Origin of the sequence: Pseudomonas agronomica (assembly GCF_025917275.1) — a bacterium.
Classification (GTDB): domain Bacteria; phylum Pseudomonadota; class Gammaproteobacteria; order Pseudomonadales; family Pseudomonadaceae; genus Aquipseudomonas; species Aquipseudomonas agronomica.
This window is the reverse complement of the sequence record NZ_JAOSHO010000088.1, coordinates 1-15,287: the sequence shown is the minus strand read 5'-3', so window position 1 is coordinate 15,287 and position 15,287 is coordinate 1. Positions and strand designations below refer to the sequence as shown.

The 15,287-nt window shown below is 53.6% G+C and carries 10 protein-coding genes and 1 pseudogene; 2 read left to right on the top strand and 9 right to left on the bottom strand.

Annotated elements, in window-relative coordinates:
• Positions 1 to 466: 466 nt before the first annotated feature.
• Genes OC610_RS09580 through OC610_RS09565 form a run of 4 tightly spaced genes read right to left on the bottom strand, consistent with a single transcriptional unit; the run spans position 467 to position 6,696 of the window.
• Entirely contained in the window at positions 467 to 1,738 is a 1,272-nt protein-coding gene (locus tag OC610_RS09580; RefSeq protein WP_264427587.1) for a restriction endonuclease subunit S, read from the bottom strand.
• Positions 1,731 to 3,368: an HsdM family class I SAM-dependent methyltransferase gene (locus OC610_RS09575; protein WP_264427586.1), complete on the bottom strand. Its 1,638-nt coding sequence runs from the start codon at positions 3,366 to 3,368 to the stop codon at positions 1,731 to 1,733. The genes OC610_RS09580 and OC610_RS09575 overlap by 8 nt, the downstream gene beginning before the upstream one ends.
• Entirely contained in the window at positions 3,362 to 6,463 is a 3,102-nt protein-coding gene (locus OC610_RS09570) for a type I restriction endonuclease subunit R (protein ID WP_264427585.1), read from the bottom strand. The genes OC610_RS09575 and OC610_RS09570 overlap by 7 nt, the downstream gene beginning before the upstream one ends.
• Before the next feature lie 26 nt (positions 6,464 to 6,489).
• The gene (locus tag OC610_RS09565) at positions 6,490 to 6,696 is read right to left on the bottom strand and encodes a helix-turn-helix domain-containing protein (RefSeq protein WP_264427588.1); all 207 of its coding nucleotides are present in this window, start codon (positions 6,694 to 6,696) and stop codon (positions 6,490 to 6,492) included.
• A 178-nt stretch (positions 6,697 to 6,874) separates the two neighbouring features.
• Here OC610_RS09565 and OC610_RS09560 point away from each other — a divergent pair.
• Both OC610_RS09560 and darG read left to right on the top strand, forming a co-directional pair.
• A pseudogene (locus OC610_RS09560) lies at positions 6,875 to 6,997 on the top strand (type II toxin-antitoxin system toxin DNA ADP-ribosyl transferase DarT); the annotation flags it as partial.
• 5 nt (positions 6,998 to 7,002) lie between these two features.
• Positions 7,003 to 8,091: a type II toxin-antitoxin system antitoxin DNA ADP-ribosyl glycohydrolase DarG gene (gene darG, locus OC610_RS09555; RefSeq protein ID WP_264427584.1), complete on the top strand. Its 1,089-nt coding sequence runs from the start codon at positions 7,003 to 7,005 to the stop codon at positions 8,089 to 8,091.
• A 45-nt stretch (positions 8,092 to 8,136) separates the two neighbouring features.
• Here darG and OC610_RS09550 read toward each other — a convergent pair whose 3' ends face one another.
• The 5 genes from OC610_RS09550 to OC610_RS09530 form a co-directional block, all read right to left on the bottom strand.
• Positions 8,137 to 9,708 carry a DUF2357 domain-containing protein gene (locus OC610_RS09550; RefSeq protein ID WP_264427583.1) on the bottom strand — a complete coding sequence of 524 codons (1,572 nt, stop codon included), beginning with the start codon at positions 9,706 to 9,708 and terminating at the stop codon, positions 8,137 to 8,139.
• 2 nt (positions 9,709 to 9,710) lie between these two features.
• Positions 9,711 to 11,981 (bottom strand): McrB family protein, encoded by a 2,271-nt coding sequence (locus OC610_RS09545; RefSeq protein ID WP_264427582.1) that lies wholly within the window; start codon positions 11,979 to 11,981, stop codon positions 9,711 to 9,713.
• A 254-nt stretch (positions 11,982 to 12,235) separates the two neighbouring features.
• Positions 12,236 to 12,595 carry a DUF6124 family protein gene (locus tag OC610_RS09540; protein WP_264427581.1) on the bottom strand — a complete coding sequence of 120 codons (360 nt, stop codon included), beginning with the start codon at positions 12,593 to 12,595 and terminating at the stop codon, positions 12,236 to 12,238.
• Between the two features lie 518 nt (positions 12,596 to 13,113).
• Positions 13,114 to 14,526 (bottom strand): aldehyde dehydrogenase family protein, encoded by a 1,413-nt coding sequence (locus OC610_RS09535; protein WP_264427580.1) that lies wholly within the window; start codon positions 14,524 to 14,526, stop codon positions 13,114 to 13,116.
• The coding region (locus OC610_RS09530; RefSeq protein WP_264427579.1) for a homoserine dehydrogenase at positions 14,523 to 15,287 on the bottom strand (765 nt) is incomplete at its 5' end. The genes OC610_RS09530 and OC610_RS09535, both read right to left, overlap by 4 nt.

The window sequence follows — 15,287 nt, the reverse complement described above, 5'->3', positions numbered from 1 at the left end:
CCTGCGATCTTTAACCCTCTCACCCCTAACCCAATGATTCCACACCACTTACCACTGGGATTCCAAAGCAAACCCGCGTATCCTCCGCCCCACATTTGCGAGCCCACGCCTCGCACCGACAAGGCAGATCACTTTCTGACCAAGTCCCACAGCCGGCCGCAAGAGCCGGATGTACGTTTTGAAGGCTGGTAAGGTTTGTCAAAAACGAGCTGAATCAGTCAACGAGAAGCCGGCCATAAGCCGGCTTTTTAATATTTGAAAGCTATGAGTGCATGGGCCGGATACAAAACGTCATCCTTGCACCACACTCAAACGTCGGGTTGGCCGCTGCCATCCCGACTTTTTATATGACAGAAATGATCTGCCGTTTCATGCTCAAGTGCTTAACTGCATCATCTTGACCATGGATTCGTATTGAGCACCTGCTCCATGCAACTAGAACAACACACCACACCGCAACATCCGACTAAGCAACCGTTACCTGGCCGTTCATCAGCATCGGCAGCAGCCAGTTGCGGAGCTGAGTAAGTTGCAGGTTTTCTTGGATGTTACTGGCTATTTTCTCGAACGCGGGCTCAACTACCGCTGCGAACTTCTCGATGACATCCTCCGTTGGAATTGCTAGCTTAGTCAGCTCAATATCATTCGAGACGATAGAGTCGAAAACAGATCCGGAAGATTTAACCTGTAGGTGATGGATCAACTCTTTAGCAAGAAAGAACAGAAATGTGTGACTGATCCCAGGCTTGGCGCGCAGAGCGTAGCAGGATTGATTCATTGCCATATCGACACCTGCCAGTGCTAGCTTGCCTACAGATCCGCGCGCAGTGATGAAAATAGTATGTCTACCAAAGACCTTGGTGCTACTGCCTTTCAGACCCTCATCAGTTATGTAGTCTGCCGTCGAGAATTTGAAGCTTTGCCCATCGGCATCAGTTGGAGTGAAGAATGGAATATCTCCCCCCCAGTACTCAGCCTTCTTTTTAGTGGGCGTGCCACCACCAAGCAGGTCAGCAACGGCCAGAATATTAGAATCTGACCACCCGCATGGAATAATCCGTTTCAGCGTGGTGTTATAGACCATCTTACCGCCGGAGGATTTGTAGGGTTTGCCGTTGAAGTCTGGAAAGTCGAACTGCATAAACCAGTAGCCGTAAAGCGTCTTGGCCATAGCCTCCAACTCGGCATTAATATGGTTATTACAGTCAATTTTGGCATCGATAGTGGATAGGACAACGGCAATCTTTTCGGATTGATCAACCAGGGGAATCTCAAGTTCTTTTAGCAAGGGAATTCGCAAATTACTAACAATAGAGCCTGTCTTATCGCTTTGATTTATTTGCCTTTGAACAAAATCGGACTGCATTGCATAAAGAAGATATTCACTGGTAATTTTCTCCGGATTCGGCTTTATTAGAACCATCCGTTGACCAAGACAGCACTCTAAGCCGTCGGGGATAATGCACACCTCACCCATCGGCGCTTCCCGGGTAATGATTAAATCTCCCCCTTCAGGCTTGGCCCGTAAAGTTCGCTCCTGAAACGTTTTCTCATCCGTGTAAGAGGTGCTACTCAGGTCGAGCTTACCGCTTCTTATGTTGAAGCTTCTAACAACTATTTTTCCGCGTTCACTCCAGACAGGAGTTGAATGATGGCAGTCGGTTATTGAAAAACACAGCTCACGCAACGGGGCTGTTTTGCCAGCAAATACCTTTTTGGTCTTGATCACATTACTCATACCGCAACCCTGCCAGCTGCTTATTTATATCTGCCTTGAGACCAGTCGACTCGTCGAAGAGCTTATTCAATCTTTCACTGAAGCCTCGCATCTCTGCCGTAAATTGTACGGGCGTCAGTTCGCTATATTCGATCTTCACCTCGAAGTACTGTCCGGCGCTGAGACTGTAGTCCTTGGCGGCAATGTCGGCATAGCTGACCACTACGGCGAAATCTTCCTCGGCCTGTTTGCTATTGAATGTGGCAATGATCCGGTCTTCCTCGGCATCGGAAAGAAGGGTTTTCTGATTTTTGCCGTCCTTGACCTTAGTACCGAGGCCTGAGGCGTCGATCAGAACCACATTTTCTTTATTTGTGGCATCAATGAACAGGATTGATACATTGGTGCCAGTTGTAGCGAAGATGTTGCTGGGCATAGCGACCACACCAGCCAGCATTCTGTTATCTACCAGATGCTGACGGATTCCCTTGTCAATACCGCTTTGCGCACTGGTGAATCCAGTAGGTACTACCACCGCCGCTTTACCGCCAGGCTTTAGCGAATGAATAATATGCTGCAAAAAAAGTTGGTAAATGGCCATCTTGCCGACGGCCTGCTTAGGAGTATTCGGTACCCCAGCAAAAAAACGCTCTCTATGTTCCTTGCTATCCAGTTCGTTGCGAAAATCGCTGAAATCCATCTTAAACGGTGGATTGCTGACGATATAATCGAATTTTTTAAGCGTCTTCCCCTCTTCCCGATGGTATGGGTGAAGCATAGTGTTGCCCTGGATGACATTAGGAATGGAGTGCACTAAGTTGTTGAGGATCAGGTTTAGTCGCAACAAGCTAGATGACTTTTGCGAAATATCTTGCGAATAGATGCTGCAACGCTGCTCGCCGATAGCATGGGCGATATTCATCAACAAGGTGCCGGAACCGGCAGACGGGTCGTAGCAGCTTACATTTTTTATTTTTCCACGCACCTGCTCCGGCACCAGGATGGCTGCCATGATCTTAGCCACGGAATGTGGCGTATAGTACTCGGCGTATTTACCGCCACTATTGCTGTTATAGTCCTTGATCAGGTATTCAAAAAGCGCGGCGTAGAAGTCGTACTTTTGGGTAAAAATACGCTCGAAGCTGAACTCCACCAATTTATTTATTAGTGCACGGCAAAAATTGTCGCGTTTGGACGGATCGGCGATGAATTCGCTGACCCGATCAAAAAGCCTGATCTTCTCGCCGCCATCGGTTTTCACTGCGAAGATATCGTTATTGGTATAAGCGATATCTTGCAGAGTGTCGTCAAACAGCTTGGCAAATTCGGGAGCATTCTGCCGACCGAACAGATGAGCCAGGAAGTGCTCAGGCTTCAGACGAGCCGTATCCGGGCCCATCTGCAGCTGCAACATGTCCAACTCATCAATGGTAAGGGCTGCCATAGCCTTCTCCCAAGTAAGGGCCTGACCTAGCTCTGGGCGAATTTTCTTGGCTTCGTAGGTGAATTTATCGTTGAGAAACTTATAGAGAAAGACCTGAGTGATGATCTTGAATTCGTTGCCATCGTTGCCGAGGCCATAGGCAGCGCAGATGCCCTTGAGACTATCGATCAGCTGGCGGGTGCGTTGCTCAAATTCTTGCGTTACCACGTACGTGTTCCTATCCGAGTGCCTGAGGCAAATTCATTGATGTATTCGGCTACCACCAACCGGTTGATGGTGCGAGAAGCGTCTGGGGTGAGCTGAATTTTCTGGCGATTTTGAAACTCATCAATCACCAGCGGCATCATCATCCCTTCGAAGTAGCTTTCATTGTTCACTAGCTGGGTGTTCTGTAGCACCTGCTCATCGGCATGCTGTTTGACACCGGAGAGCGCCTCAAACAGACGACGTTCGGTTTGAGTGAGACCGCCACGCTCATTCAGACGTTTGTGTATGCGGGTGTATTTGGCGTCGCCCCGGTATTTAGCGCGCAACTGGTTGTTCTGCCGATTCAGCTCTTTGACTTGATCATGAATCGCGTTGAGTGCGCCTATGTTGGCAGTCATTTCGTCCTGAGTGACTTCGTTGAGTTTCTTTTTCTTGAACAGTCGCTCCAGCTCCTCCCTGAGAGTAATGAACTTGGGGTCTTGCTGATCAAAGTTGTCGGCCAAGGCCTCGCGAGTTTGGCGCAGAGTGTTCTTGAGCTTGTCAGCCAACACCAACTCTTCTTCACGAACTTTGGTGAACATAAACAGCACATCTTCCAGCGCCACGTTAAGTAAATTGCTGGTGTCGGTGCTGGATTCGATGCTTTCTTTCAGGTTGAGCATGTCAAGGTGGTTGCAGGTTTCGCGGTAGAGCTGGTTGAGCTTCTGGAAATCAAGCTGTTGTAGGAGCGGGTAGTCACCTTGCAGGCGAATCAGGTTGTAGAGACTACGGGCGTCAGCCAGCGCCTTTTTGAGCGCCAGCACCATGGTGCGATCTTGGATTTGGGTAATCTGCCGCGAAAATTCTTCGGCATTTTCGATGTTGAAGCTAAATAGAATGTCTTTGATCGCCTCGATTTCTTCGGCGATTTCTTCAGCTGACTTGAACAGATTTGAGTAGTGTTCAACCTCATCGCCTAGCTCGGCCTGCAACTCGTCGAAATAGGCTTTATTAGTAGCGTCAAATTCTTTGCGGATATCGGCAAAGTCAACCACGTAGCCATAGCGGAAATCTTTATAGGTGCGGTTGACGCGGGTAAGCGCCTGCAACAGGTTGTGCGAACGAATCACCCGGCCAAGGTAGAGCTTTTTCAGACGTTTGGCATCGAAACCGGTGAGCAACATGTTATAGACGAACAGCAGGTCGATCTTGCCTGCCTTGAAGTCTTCCACCCATTGTTTGCGCTCCTCCTTGTTTCCCACATCGTGCAGGATCAGTGCGGCGCTTTTGACACGGTTCTTAAGCAGGCTGCGGGCAGCGTAACTGCTGGGCTTCGCGGCGGCGATCAGGGCCTGCGAGGAATCCTGTAGGTTGAGGTTGGGCTTGGCGTGAGCAGCATTAAAGATCTCAAACATCTGCCGGGCCTGTTCGGCGCTGTCACAGATCACCATACCGCCTATGCTGGCGTCGGCTAGCGCCCCACGGCTCTTTTCGAAATCACGCACGATGTACTCAAGCATGGGTTCGACAAATTTGGGGTGTGCATAGATGAGCTTACGGTCGATGTCGCCCTGTTGCAGCTCCACGGCGGCCAGCGCTTCCTGGAGAACGAGCTTGTAGTTCGTTGCGATTTCTTCCCGGATCAGCCGCAGGGTATAGCCATCCGCGATAGATGCGTTGTAGTAATACTTGTGGATGTAGTCGCCGAACAAGGCCCGAGAATTGCGATCGTCACCTAACAAGGGGGTGCCAGTAAGACCAATCTTGATGGCATTGCGGTCTGACTGGCTGAGGTTAGCGAGAAAACTGCCCTGCGGATTATAACTGCGGTGTACCTCATCAAGGAAATAGACGCGCTGAATGCTGACGTCGTAATCCTCGGTACGCACCACGTCCGGATCATCCTGAAACTTTTGGATGTTGACCACAGTGATTTCCGGTCTGCCGCTGTGATTGTGCAACACCTGGGTGGCCTTAATATCGCGGGCGAAGGCATCTCGGCTATCAATACTGTGAACGATCAGTCCTCGGCCAGAAAATTCGCGCTGGGCCTGAGTAAGCAGATCGAGCCGGTCAACGATGAAATAAAACTTCGGGATGATACCCCGACGCTGAAAGTAGTCCGTCAGAAAGCGGGCGTTGTAATAGGCAAGTGCGGTTTTACCACTGCCCTGAGTATGCCAAATGATGCCCTTATGCACTCCGGCATTAAGCGTCCTCTCAATCGCCTTAGTGGCGAAAAGCTGCGGATAGCGCATGACATGCTTTTGAAGACCGTCAGCCTCGTTGACGTAAGCGATCGAAAAACGCAGCAGAAAGGCCAAGCGTTGGCGGCTGAACAATGAAGTACAGATACGATTGGTCGGTGCGTTGAGATCCTTGTTACTGAGGAACTCCGGGCTGTGCTTGATGACGTTGAGGTTGTTGTCACGCAGCACATCGTTTTCAATAGCGTCATCTTCAGCGGATAGCAGCTCAGCAAAATCCAGCGTTTCTTCTTCACGGAAGTAGTTGAAAATTGGCAAGTCATACGAAGGACTGGCGTAGAAGGCGCCTTCGATGGGCTGCGGCGAACCATCTTCGTACTCCATGTTGTTGGAGAAGACCATCAACTGGGTAATGTTGATAAAGCGACGGAAGCGCAGATTGCGGCAGCGCGTGATAATGCGGTTGCGCTCTGCCAACACGCCTTCGCGGTTGTTGGGCTTCTTGACCTCGATGAAGGCCAGCGGCATTCCGTTGATAAGCAGGGTAATGTCGGGCCGGAACTCATCATCGCCATTTCGGCAGGGCAGCTCGGTGACAACATGGAAGCTGTTGTTATCGAAATTTTCAAAGTCAATCAAGCGAACGCCAGACCGCTCGGTGAGCTTGTCGTAGAAAGCTTGGCCGAGATCTTCGTTGTCCAACAAGAGCTTGACTTCAGCTAACAGACGGTCGATGTCATTGGCTTCTACACCGGGGTTGATCCTGGCAAGTGAAGAGCAAAAAAGGGCTGGAAAAATATTAGTTTGCTCATCCCAAGAAGCCCCCTTTAAAGAAAGATAGCTGTAGCCCAAGCGAACTAGATGCAGGATGCAGGGGATTTTGACGCGCGAGTCTTCGCTGAAAACCATTTAGGTGTTCTTCCTTAATCAATACGCTAATTGTGTTGCGCGTCGGTGTCAGTAGAGTCATCCGCCCCACCAGTACGTACCCATTCATCAACCTCGGAGAGCTGGAATTTCCAGAGCCTACCAATGCGATGGGCTGGCATGCCTCGCCGCTCCCTCCAACGATAGACCGTGTCCTTTGCCACACCCAAATGAAGCGAGACCTGCTCGGCAGTAACCCAAGGCTCAGTACGCATGATGGTTGAACTCAACTCTACTTTTCCATAGTCGTTTTAAATCTGCTGAAGTCTACCTGCACGAGCTGGCAACGCACAGGCCTGTGCTTAACCCTGAACGCAGTTATTGGCACTCTGCCGGCCCCTACAAAGGCGGAAAAGGGTCAACGAGCAGGAATTCGGTTATCCTCACCGACTAAATCTGCCAATTACAGGCCCCCTTGGCATCATGTGCTACACCGAGGCAATGAAAATACGCATAGAGCAGGACGTAGCCGTAAGGGGCTTGGCGTTGCCTTTTCTTGCGCACCCAGGGTGGTAATTCCAATGATCCGTTTTACCCAAGGCAACGTTCTGGAAGCCAAAGCCGAAGCCCTCGTCAACGCGGTGAATACCGTGGGCGTGATGGGTAAAGGTATCGCGCTGATGTGCAAGGAGCGCTTCACGGAGAATTACCGTCTGTACTTGGCTGCCTGCGAGGCTGGCGAAGTGGAGACGGGCAAGGTTCACGTAACGGCGGTCAACGAACTGGAAGGGCCACGCTGGATTGTGAACTTCCCGACCAAACGTCACTGGCGCTCACCTTCGCAGATGGCGTGGATAACCGAAGGTCTGCACGACCTGCGTCGTTTCCTGATTGAAAACCATGTGAAGTCCGTGGCGGTTCCACCGCTAGGCGCTGGCAACGGTGGTTTGAAATGGCCCGAGGTTCGCGAGCAGATTATTGAGGTCTTGAGTGATCTGGATGTCGATGTGCTGGTGTTCGAGCCGTCCAACCAGTACTTGAACGTTGCTAAGCGCAACGGTGTGGAGAAGCTCACACCTGCTCGTGCACTGATTGCCGAATTGGTTCGTCGCTACTGGGTTCTGGGTATGGAATGCAGCCTGCTTGAGATTCAGAAGCTGGCTTGGTTTCTTGAGCGCGCCATCGAAAAGCTGCCAGATACCGAAAACCCTCTGAATCTTCAGTTTGTAGTTCATAAGTACGGGCCGTATGCCAACCGGCTGGAGCATCTGCTCAACAATCTGGACGGAAGCTATCTGCATTGCGACAAGCGCATCAGTGATGCGGGTATCAGCGATGTGATCTGGTTTGACGAACGGCGCAAAGCTTTCCTACAGACCTATCTCCAAACAGAAGCCAAGGAATACGCCCAGGCCTTGGAGCGCACCGCTGAGTTGATCGATGGCTTTGAATCGCCATTCGGCATGGAGTTGTTGGCAACGGTTGATTGGTTGCTGAGCCAAGATGGGATTTCCCCGACTGTTCCCGCCGTGCGCGAGGCTTTGAAGCATTGGGATGGCGGAGCGGGTGCTGCGGCTCGTAAAAGCAAGCTGTTCGATGATCAGGCGCTTGATATCGCGCTGAAGCGGTTAACGTCCAGTAGTTTCAAGCCGGAGATAGCGACCGGGTAATTGTGCAGTAGGTTGTTGTACAATCTGAGCGCTCATCGGGGCTATTCATTCCATGGTCGCAGTCAGAGGGCTACCCAACTCATCCCATATATTCGCCACAACAACAGCGTCGTCACCACAGCCCATAACAACCACCCCCACTCCATTTGTACGCCGATAGTCATCAGATTCCACTCCGGAAACGCCGCCGCCCTTAGGCACCAGCAAGACCACGCAGTCCGGCCGACGCCCGTTCCATCGCAGGCTATCGCGGTATATATGCGCGGACTCCATCCCCTCCAGAACTCCTTGCCTACTGACCCTATACTTTGCATCAGCTATAAAAAACCGGCTCGCCTCGGGTGACTCCAGAGTAATTACGATGTCGGGAAATCGCTGCCTAGAAATGCTGGAAAACCCCTTATAGGGCATTTCACCAAAGGAGGAACACTGCACCTGCAACCAAACGCTTACTTCAAAATCAGTGCCCTTTCCTATCCACCGAATGCAATCGACACGCTGCGAGGGATATTCCCCAACCCACTCCAACTGTGGATACCGCTGCCGCATTTGCTCAACGATTTTCACGTAACACCAGCGCTCATAGATTTCCCAGGTTGGGCTTATCCATAAACTCTCGCCGTTGGTGTCACCCATCCATCCTGATCGTAATGTGTACCAGGCAAATCGGTAGGCTCTCGCATACACCGGATGGGCTGATACCGCGTTCAGTCCCGCTGCGGACAGGCTGCTATTTTTGAGGCTCCGGAACGGCTCCATACGCTGGATACGGCGCAACGATCCATACAACGATTCTAGATACTCGATCCTGCGAACCAGTCGGGGAGCTAAAGCAGATCGGGTGCTGGATTCGCGATCCTTTTTGTTTAGCTGCGCTTGAAATTCGAGACTTACTTGTCGGCAACGACGCATGACTTCGATCAGGGTACACGCCAAGGTTTGATTTGCCGGATGATCAAGGTCATTAAAAACCGTGGAGATATCGAACTGGACCTGATCAGGCGCGCAGGATGGTGCGGCGCTTGAATGCAAAAAAGAAAGAGCGGCTGGATCTCTCAATGCCTTGCGGATCGCTTGTTGGTCAAGCCGTTTAACGTGGTTGGCATTCGCCTGAGTTCGTTCGCGACGTAAGCGGGTCAGCGGCTTTTCCGTCACGCGGGTACAGGCTGTGATGAGCTGCGCCCCATACTGCCGCAATCTCGAATATTGAAGATGCGGGTTGGTCGAGCTGCCGTCGATGCCAATTTTCGTTTGAGCGTGCTCAGTACCAAACAAGAGGTTAGCGTCGAACGAGAGAATTTCGTCAATCATTTGGGAGAACGACTCGCGCCCTAACTTCGTGGCGTGAGGCGAAACATCCAAGCGATAGCTGGCGATCAATTTATCCTGACTGATCAGCTCGGCCACAACCTCGCCCGCGTAAAACCCGGGACTCCATGCCCATACAGCTGCGCCTTGATGGAGCACCTCAGCGAGCGGTACGTCGTCGATGTAAAATCGATGCTCGGGTATCGCTACAAAAAAGTAGTCGCCGAGCTCGCTAAAGCCCGGAGATAGATCATCGGGCGTCACTTCGAAATGACCTCCATGCATGTCGATACAACGGATAATCGCCATGGTTAGCGCCAGAACCGGGCGGATCCGAGATACTGCAGGTCATCAAGCAGTTCATGAACCTTTTGAGTGGATGCTTTAAGGTCGGCATTTTCCAATACCTTCTTCACCGAACCGAAGGCAGTCTTAATGCGTGGACTATCTTCTCCCCGGAGCTTGGGCAGTACTTTGGCGTAAATCGCTTGGTCCAACGCGCCGTTGAATTCGATCACTCCTCCCCGCTCGGCCTCTTGGACGTAACCAATCACGTCACGGATCGTGCGCCAACCAAAGTGCAGACGCACGGGACGTAGGGCCTGAACGAGTTCCTTGAGCGTTTGCCGTACAACGGTGATTTGCTGCTCAGACAGTTCACAGTTTCTCCAACCTGGAAAAGCCTCAACATCGATGTCCCAAAACTCGATAACGGCAGCACGATCAAGCACCTTGTCGCTCAAGCCATGGGTCGTTTCGTCCATGTTGACGGTGCCAATGATGACGAGGTTGCTGGGATAGGGAACGTTCGGCGGTACGCCGTTTACTTCACCCCCCTGGGCGTGCAGTTCGATGGTGTCGCCGGTTTCCATAGCCGAGAGCAATGGCGAGAAATATTGCTCAGGATGGGACAGGTTCATTTCGTCCAACACCACCGTGTAGGGTCGATCGGGGTCTGCGCCGGCCTGAAGCAGAAAATCGAGGAAACCCGTACGTACATAGGCATCGCTGTCCAGTGGATTAACGTAACCCAACAAACACGATGGATCGTGCCAACCTGGTTGCACCGGAACAATGAGCAACCCGCTTTTCGGGTCATCTTCATTGCTGCGCATACCAAGGGCATAACCCCGCGCCAACAGTGTTTTACCCGCACCACTCAGGCCTGTCAGCACGGCAAAGTGTCGACGGGGATGTCCCCACAACCCTGCGTCGAGTTGACCAATGAGCTCGTCCTTAAAGCGGATGTTTTCGTCAAAACTGGCGATGATTTGCTTGAGTGGAGGGCGTTCCAGCGAACCGCCGAGAACCAGACTCCCAGCAGAGCCATCAGCAACCGTAGACAACGGAGCGGCGATCACCAGCACATCCGGGACCCAGTGAATACGCGCAGCCCAGCTCTCTCCTCGCTCGGTCAGACGAAGCATTTTATCGTTCGATAACTCGACCAATTGCAGTGCCCGTGTCCAGTTGATCAAGCTGTTGGGCACAAAGGTGCTTTTCCAATTTGCGTTGATTTTCTGCAACTCAGCAACGGCCGCTTTGGTTGGCATCGGCGCTGTCTTCAAAGCATATAGAAGATTGTCGAGCCCCAGTATTCGCGTCAAAAGCCAGTCGGAGACTTCATCAGGGTCTCCGGACTCCAGAAAACCTTCCCCTCTCGAAGTCAAAACAAGATTATCGCCATTTGCTCGCAAGACCCCCCACTCAGCGATTAGAGCATTCATCTGAGTAGAAATCGTGGCAGGCGCCAATGCTTGATTCAATGAGCACATATGCTGGCGAAAGTCTTCTCGAGTACAGCCCTCTCTCGCAAACTCGATCATTGCTCGAATGGTCGAAACGTACCCACCTATCGCAAGCATGCCGCGGCGTCGACGATCAGCGGGAAGAGGATTGAGCTTTTCTTCCCCCGTCGTCAGATCTGCGGTCTCGGTAGCTTCCAGCTCCTGATTCTGTACATGTAACACGTAGAGTAGCCATGGGAGCGTCATGCGCTCCACCCAGCCCTGCGAGAAAATGGGCCCTGGCTCGCCCAATACCGCATCAACGCGCCGTTTGACCAGACGATGTAGTGCTAATCGATTTTCAGCACCGCGACTAATGCCCATGGAGACCGCCAACTCGCGCAGCTTCCGGTGATGCGTAATGGTTGTGAAGTACTCAGGACACAGGGCAGCGAATAGACGATAGCGCTTCAATCGTGGATTACGCTTGACGAGTGGTTCCACCAGCTCAGCCACTTGGGACCAAGTGTCATTGATCAACTGCTCCTGCTGGACAGGATCGAGGTCGGGAGACAGCGATTTCAACCGCCACAAACATTCGACGACCAGAGGTTCTTTGACCACAGCAGAGATATCGATTCGGCCCATGCCAGTCGCCGACACTGCCTCGCTGTCCCACAGCTCTTTCTGGAAAGCTTCAGTGATGAATTCCTGATGATCCGTGTTGCGAACCCTGAGAAGGAAATTTGAGAGCTTATTGACCCACGCGTCATGGCCTGCGGAAAGGCGGTATTGCTGCAGAGCACTTTCACAGGCGGCCTTGAGTTGGTCGTCGTCTTTTAGATCTATGGCCATGGCCGAGCTTTCCTTGCTAGATGGGTCGATTTGTTCTGTGAATTTAATGATGTCATTAAGATATCTGAAATCATACTCCCAGGGGAAAGTGAAGAATCGCCCTTTGTTCATCTAGCGAATTAATGCCACAACGCACGACGGGAGCTGCTCATCTCTACTGAACTTATATCCCCGATAACTCAGTGCTCTGACCATAAAAAAGGTCCTGCTGTGCAGGACCTTTTTTCCATACCTGGGGTAAGCGCGGGCCCTTGTTACCTCACCTCAACAATATCCAAAGCCCGATTCGCCAACAGTTCACTCACCTCAATCACCTGCAAAATCCCCATCGCAACACGCCGTCGCGACCCATCCAGATCAAACGCCAGATCACTGATCATGGCATTCGCCGAAGCCAGGTTCTCACTGAGACTAGCAAGCAAGCATTCCGAATCAACATCCGGCGCAATACGGAAAATGCTGTTGGGGTTGTCAGACGTTTCTTTCTTCGGAGTAGGCTTCAGATAAAAATCCAATGCCCGGGTGGCAGCATCATCAAGCTTCTTGTTACGAGCAGTCTGAGCGCGTGACACATGCTCATCTGGCGTTGGCGGGTTTGGTGTAATTTTAGCCATGGTAAAGCTCCTAGAGTCTGTTGGAGCTACCACCATTCGCTGCGAAACGAAGTTGGGGTGGCAGCTGTACGCGGGTTCGCAGACCGGGACTCTAGGGACCGGCAGACCCATGGGGTCTCCCACGCACAGCCACCTCTGACGAAATAACAGACATAGGACAATCTGCTTCCGAAGGTGACGTTGTGCGCCTATAGAGTCCGGGCTGCGAAACCCGATCACTGATGCTCAGTGACAAGACTCAAACTACCGACGGCCCCCAAAACGCACAAGCCGGCGGATTCTGGCGTAGTTGTAGGCAATGGCGCAAGAAAACGTCAGTCGCGCCCTGGATTCCAAGCGTCCAATAAACACCGCGCCGCACCACCCCGCCAAGAGAGGATAACGTGTCGCCGTTTTGCGATTTCTGCGACACGTTCCCTCCTCATGTCGCTACCGACGACATGAGAACAAAACGTGTCGTCAAAACGGCGTTTTAGCGACATGACAGCTAAAGCGACTCCTCGGGACTGACTGGCCCCTCACCCCAACGTATTCAAACAAACCACCTTCGGCTGGGTCATTTCCTCATACGCAAACCGCACCCCTTCCCTGCCCAAGCTGCCGTACTTGGAACCGCCAAACGGCATCGCATCAAACCGGAAATCCGACGAGTCATTGATCATCACGCCCCCCGCCTCGATCCGTCGCGCAGCGCTCATCGCCGTGGATAAATCATTGGTGAAAATCCCCGCGTGAAGGGCGTACTCAGGCTCATTAGCCAACGCAATCGCTTCATCAAACGTCTCGAACGGCTGCAACACCACCACCGGCGCAAACGCTTCGTTGCACCAGAGCCGGCTGGAATGATCGACGTTTTCCAACACAGTAGCCGCATAACAATTGCCCTGACGCCGGTGCCCGCAGAGCAACGTGGCGCCTTGTTGCAGCGCTTCGTTCACCACTTGCTCGGCGTTCTGTGCAGCTTGTTGGGTGATCATCGGGCCGATGTCGGTGTTGGCGAGCAGTGGGTTGCCGACGACGAGGGCTTGGGCCTGGTTGACGAAGCGTTCGCGGAAGGCTTCGTAGATCGGTGCGTGGATGAGCAGCCGTTGGGTGCCAATGCAGTTTTGCCCAGCAGCCCAGAACGCACCGGAGACACAACTATCGACGGCGGCGTCAAGGTTGCAGTCGCCCATGACGATGACGGGGGCGTTGCCGCCGAGGTCCATGGCGAGTTTTTTCAGGCCGGCGGTGCGGGCGATTTGTTCGCCGGTGACGAAGCCGCCGGTGAAGGAGATCATCCGCACGTCGCGGGCGGCGACCAAGGCTTTGCCCAGTTCGGCGCCGCCGGTGGCGACGGTGACGATGGCTTCGGGGAGGCCGGCGGCGACCAGGTACGACACCAGTTTGAGGGCGGACAACGGGGCCAGTTCGGACGGTTTGAGGATCACCGCGTTGCCGCCGGCGATGGCCGGGCCGAGTTTGTGGGCGACGAGGTTGAGCGGGTCGTTGTAGGGGGTGATGGCAACGATCAGGCCCAGGGGTTCGCGGGTGAACCAGCCCTGACGCGATTCGGCGCCTTCGTAGGCGTCGAACGGGACGATTTCGCCGGCGTTGCGCTTGGCTTCTTCGGCCGAGAGCTTGAGGGTGTTGACGCAGCGTTTGACTTCTTTTTCCGCCTGTTTGAGGGTCTTGCCGGCTTCGTCGACGATGAGTCGGGCGAAGGTTTTGGCGTCGCGTTCGATGTTGAGTGCGGCGTGTTCGAGGATGCTGGCGCGGCGATGGCGCGGCAGTGCGGCACAGGCTTTTGCGCCGTCGCGTGCGGTTTCGAGCAGGTGTGGGACTTCTGAGGCGCACACGTCGGCGACGGTGCCGACGACGCTGCCGTCAAACGGATTGAGGACTTCGATGTGCGGTTCGACGACCGCCAGGGCCAGGCGCGATACGTTCACAGGGTGTGCTCCTGTTTGCGGGTTGCCGATTGGTGGATGTGGATGATGTCGGACAGCAGCGCGAAGGCGGTTTCGGTGCGGCCTGCGCCCGGGCCGGAGACGGTGACGGCGCCGAGCAGTTCGCTGGTGAACGACACGGCGTTGGTGGCGCCGCTGATGCTCGCCAGTGGGTGGTCGTTGCTGAGCAGGCGCGGTTCGACGCTGGCGCTGATGGCGCCGTCGGCATTGCGGGTGGCGGCGCCGATGAGTTTCCAGCGGGCACCGTCGCGGCGGGCTTTTTCGATGTCGTCGAGGCTGAGGGCGGAGATGCCTTTGCAACTGACGTCGTTGACGGTGAGTTTGGCGTCGAGCAGTTCGTTGGCGAGGATCACCACTTTGAGACGGACGTCGTGGCCTTCGACGTCGGCGGTCGGGTCGGCTTCGGCGTAGCCCAGGGCTTGGGCCTGGCTGACGGCTTCGGCGAATCCGAGGCCGCCTTCCATGGCGGTGAGGACGAAATTGGAGGTGCCGTTGAGGATGCCTTCGAAACCACTGATCGAGCTGCCGGCCAGGGCTTGTTTGGCGAGGCGGATGACCGGGGTGCCGCTCATGACCGAGCCTTCGTATTCGAAGGCGACGTTGTTGCGTTGGGCCAGGGCCTTGAGTTCGGCGCCGTGCAGGGCGATGGGGCCTTTGTTGGTGGTGACCACGTGTTTGCCGCGCTCCAGGGCCCAGCGGCAGAACGAGGTGGCAGGCTCGCCGTCCACGGGATTGGTGAAGGT

Bases quoted from the DNA above. Each gene is read 5' to 3' on its own strand.
- OC610_RS09570 (WP_264427585.1), bottom strand. From the start codon at position 6,463: ATGGTTTTCAGCGAAGACTCGCGCGTCAAAATCCCCTGCATCCTGCAT.
- OC610_RS09565 (WP_264427588.1), bottom strand. From the start codon at position 6,696: ATGCGTACTGAGCCTTGGGTTACTGCCGAGCAGGTCTCGCTTCATTTG.
- OC610_RS09540 (WP_264427581.1), bottom strand. From the start codon at position 12,595: ATGGCTAAAATTACACCAAACCCGCCAACGCCAGATGAGCATGTGTCA.
- OC610_RS09580 (WP_264427587.1), bottom strand. From the start codon at position 1,738: ATGAGTAATGTGATCAAGACCAAAAAGGTATTTGCTGGCAAAACAGCC.
- OC610_RS09545 (WP_264427582.1), bottom strand. From the start codon at position 11,981: ATGGCCATAGATCTAAAAGACGACGACCAACTCAAGGCCGCCTGTGAA.
- darG (WP_264427584.1), top strand. From the start codon at position 7,003: ATGATCCGTTTTACCCAAGGCAACGTTCTGGAAGCCAAAGCCGAAGCC.
- OC610_RS09550 (WP_264427583.1), bottom strand. From the start codon at position 9,708: ATGGCGATTATCCGTTGTATCGACATGCATGGAGGTCATTTCGAAGTG.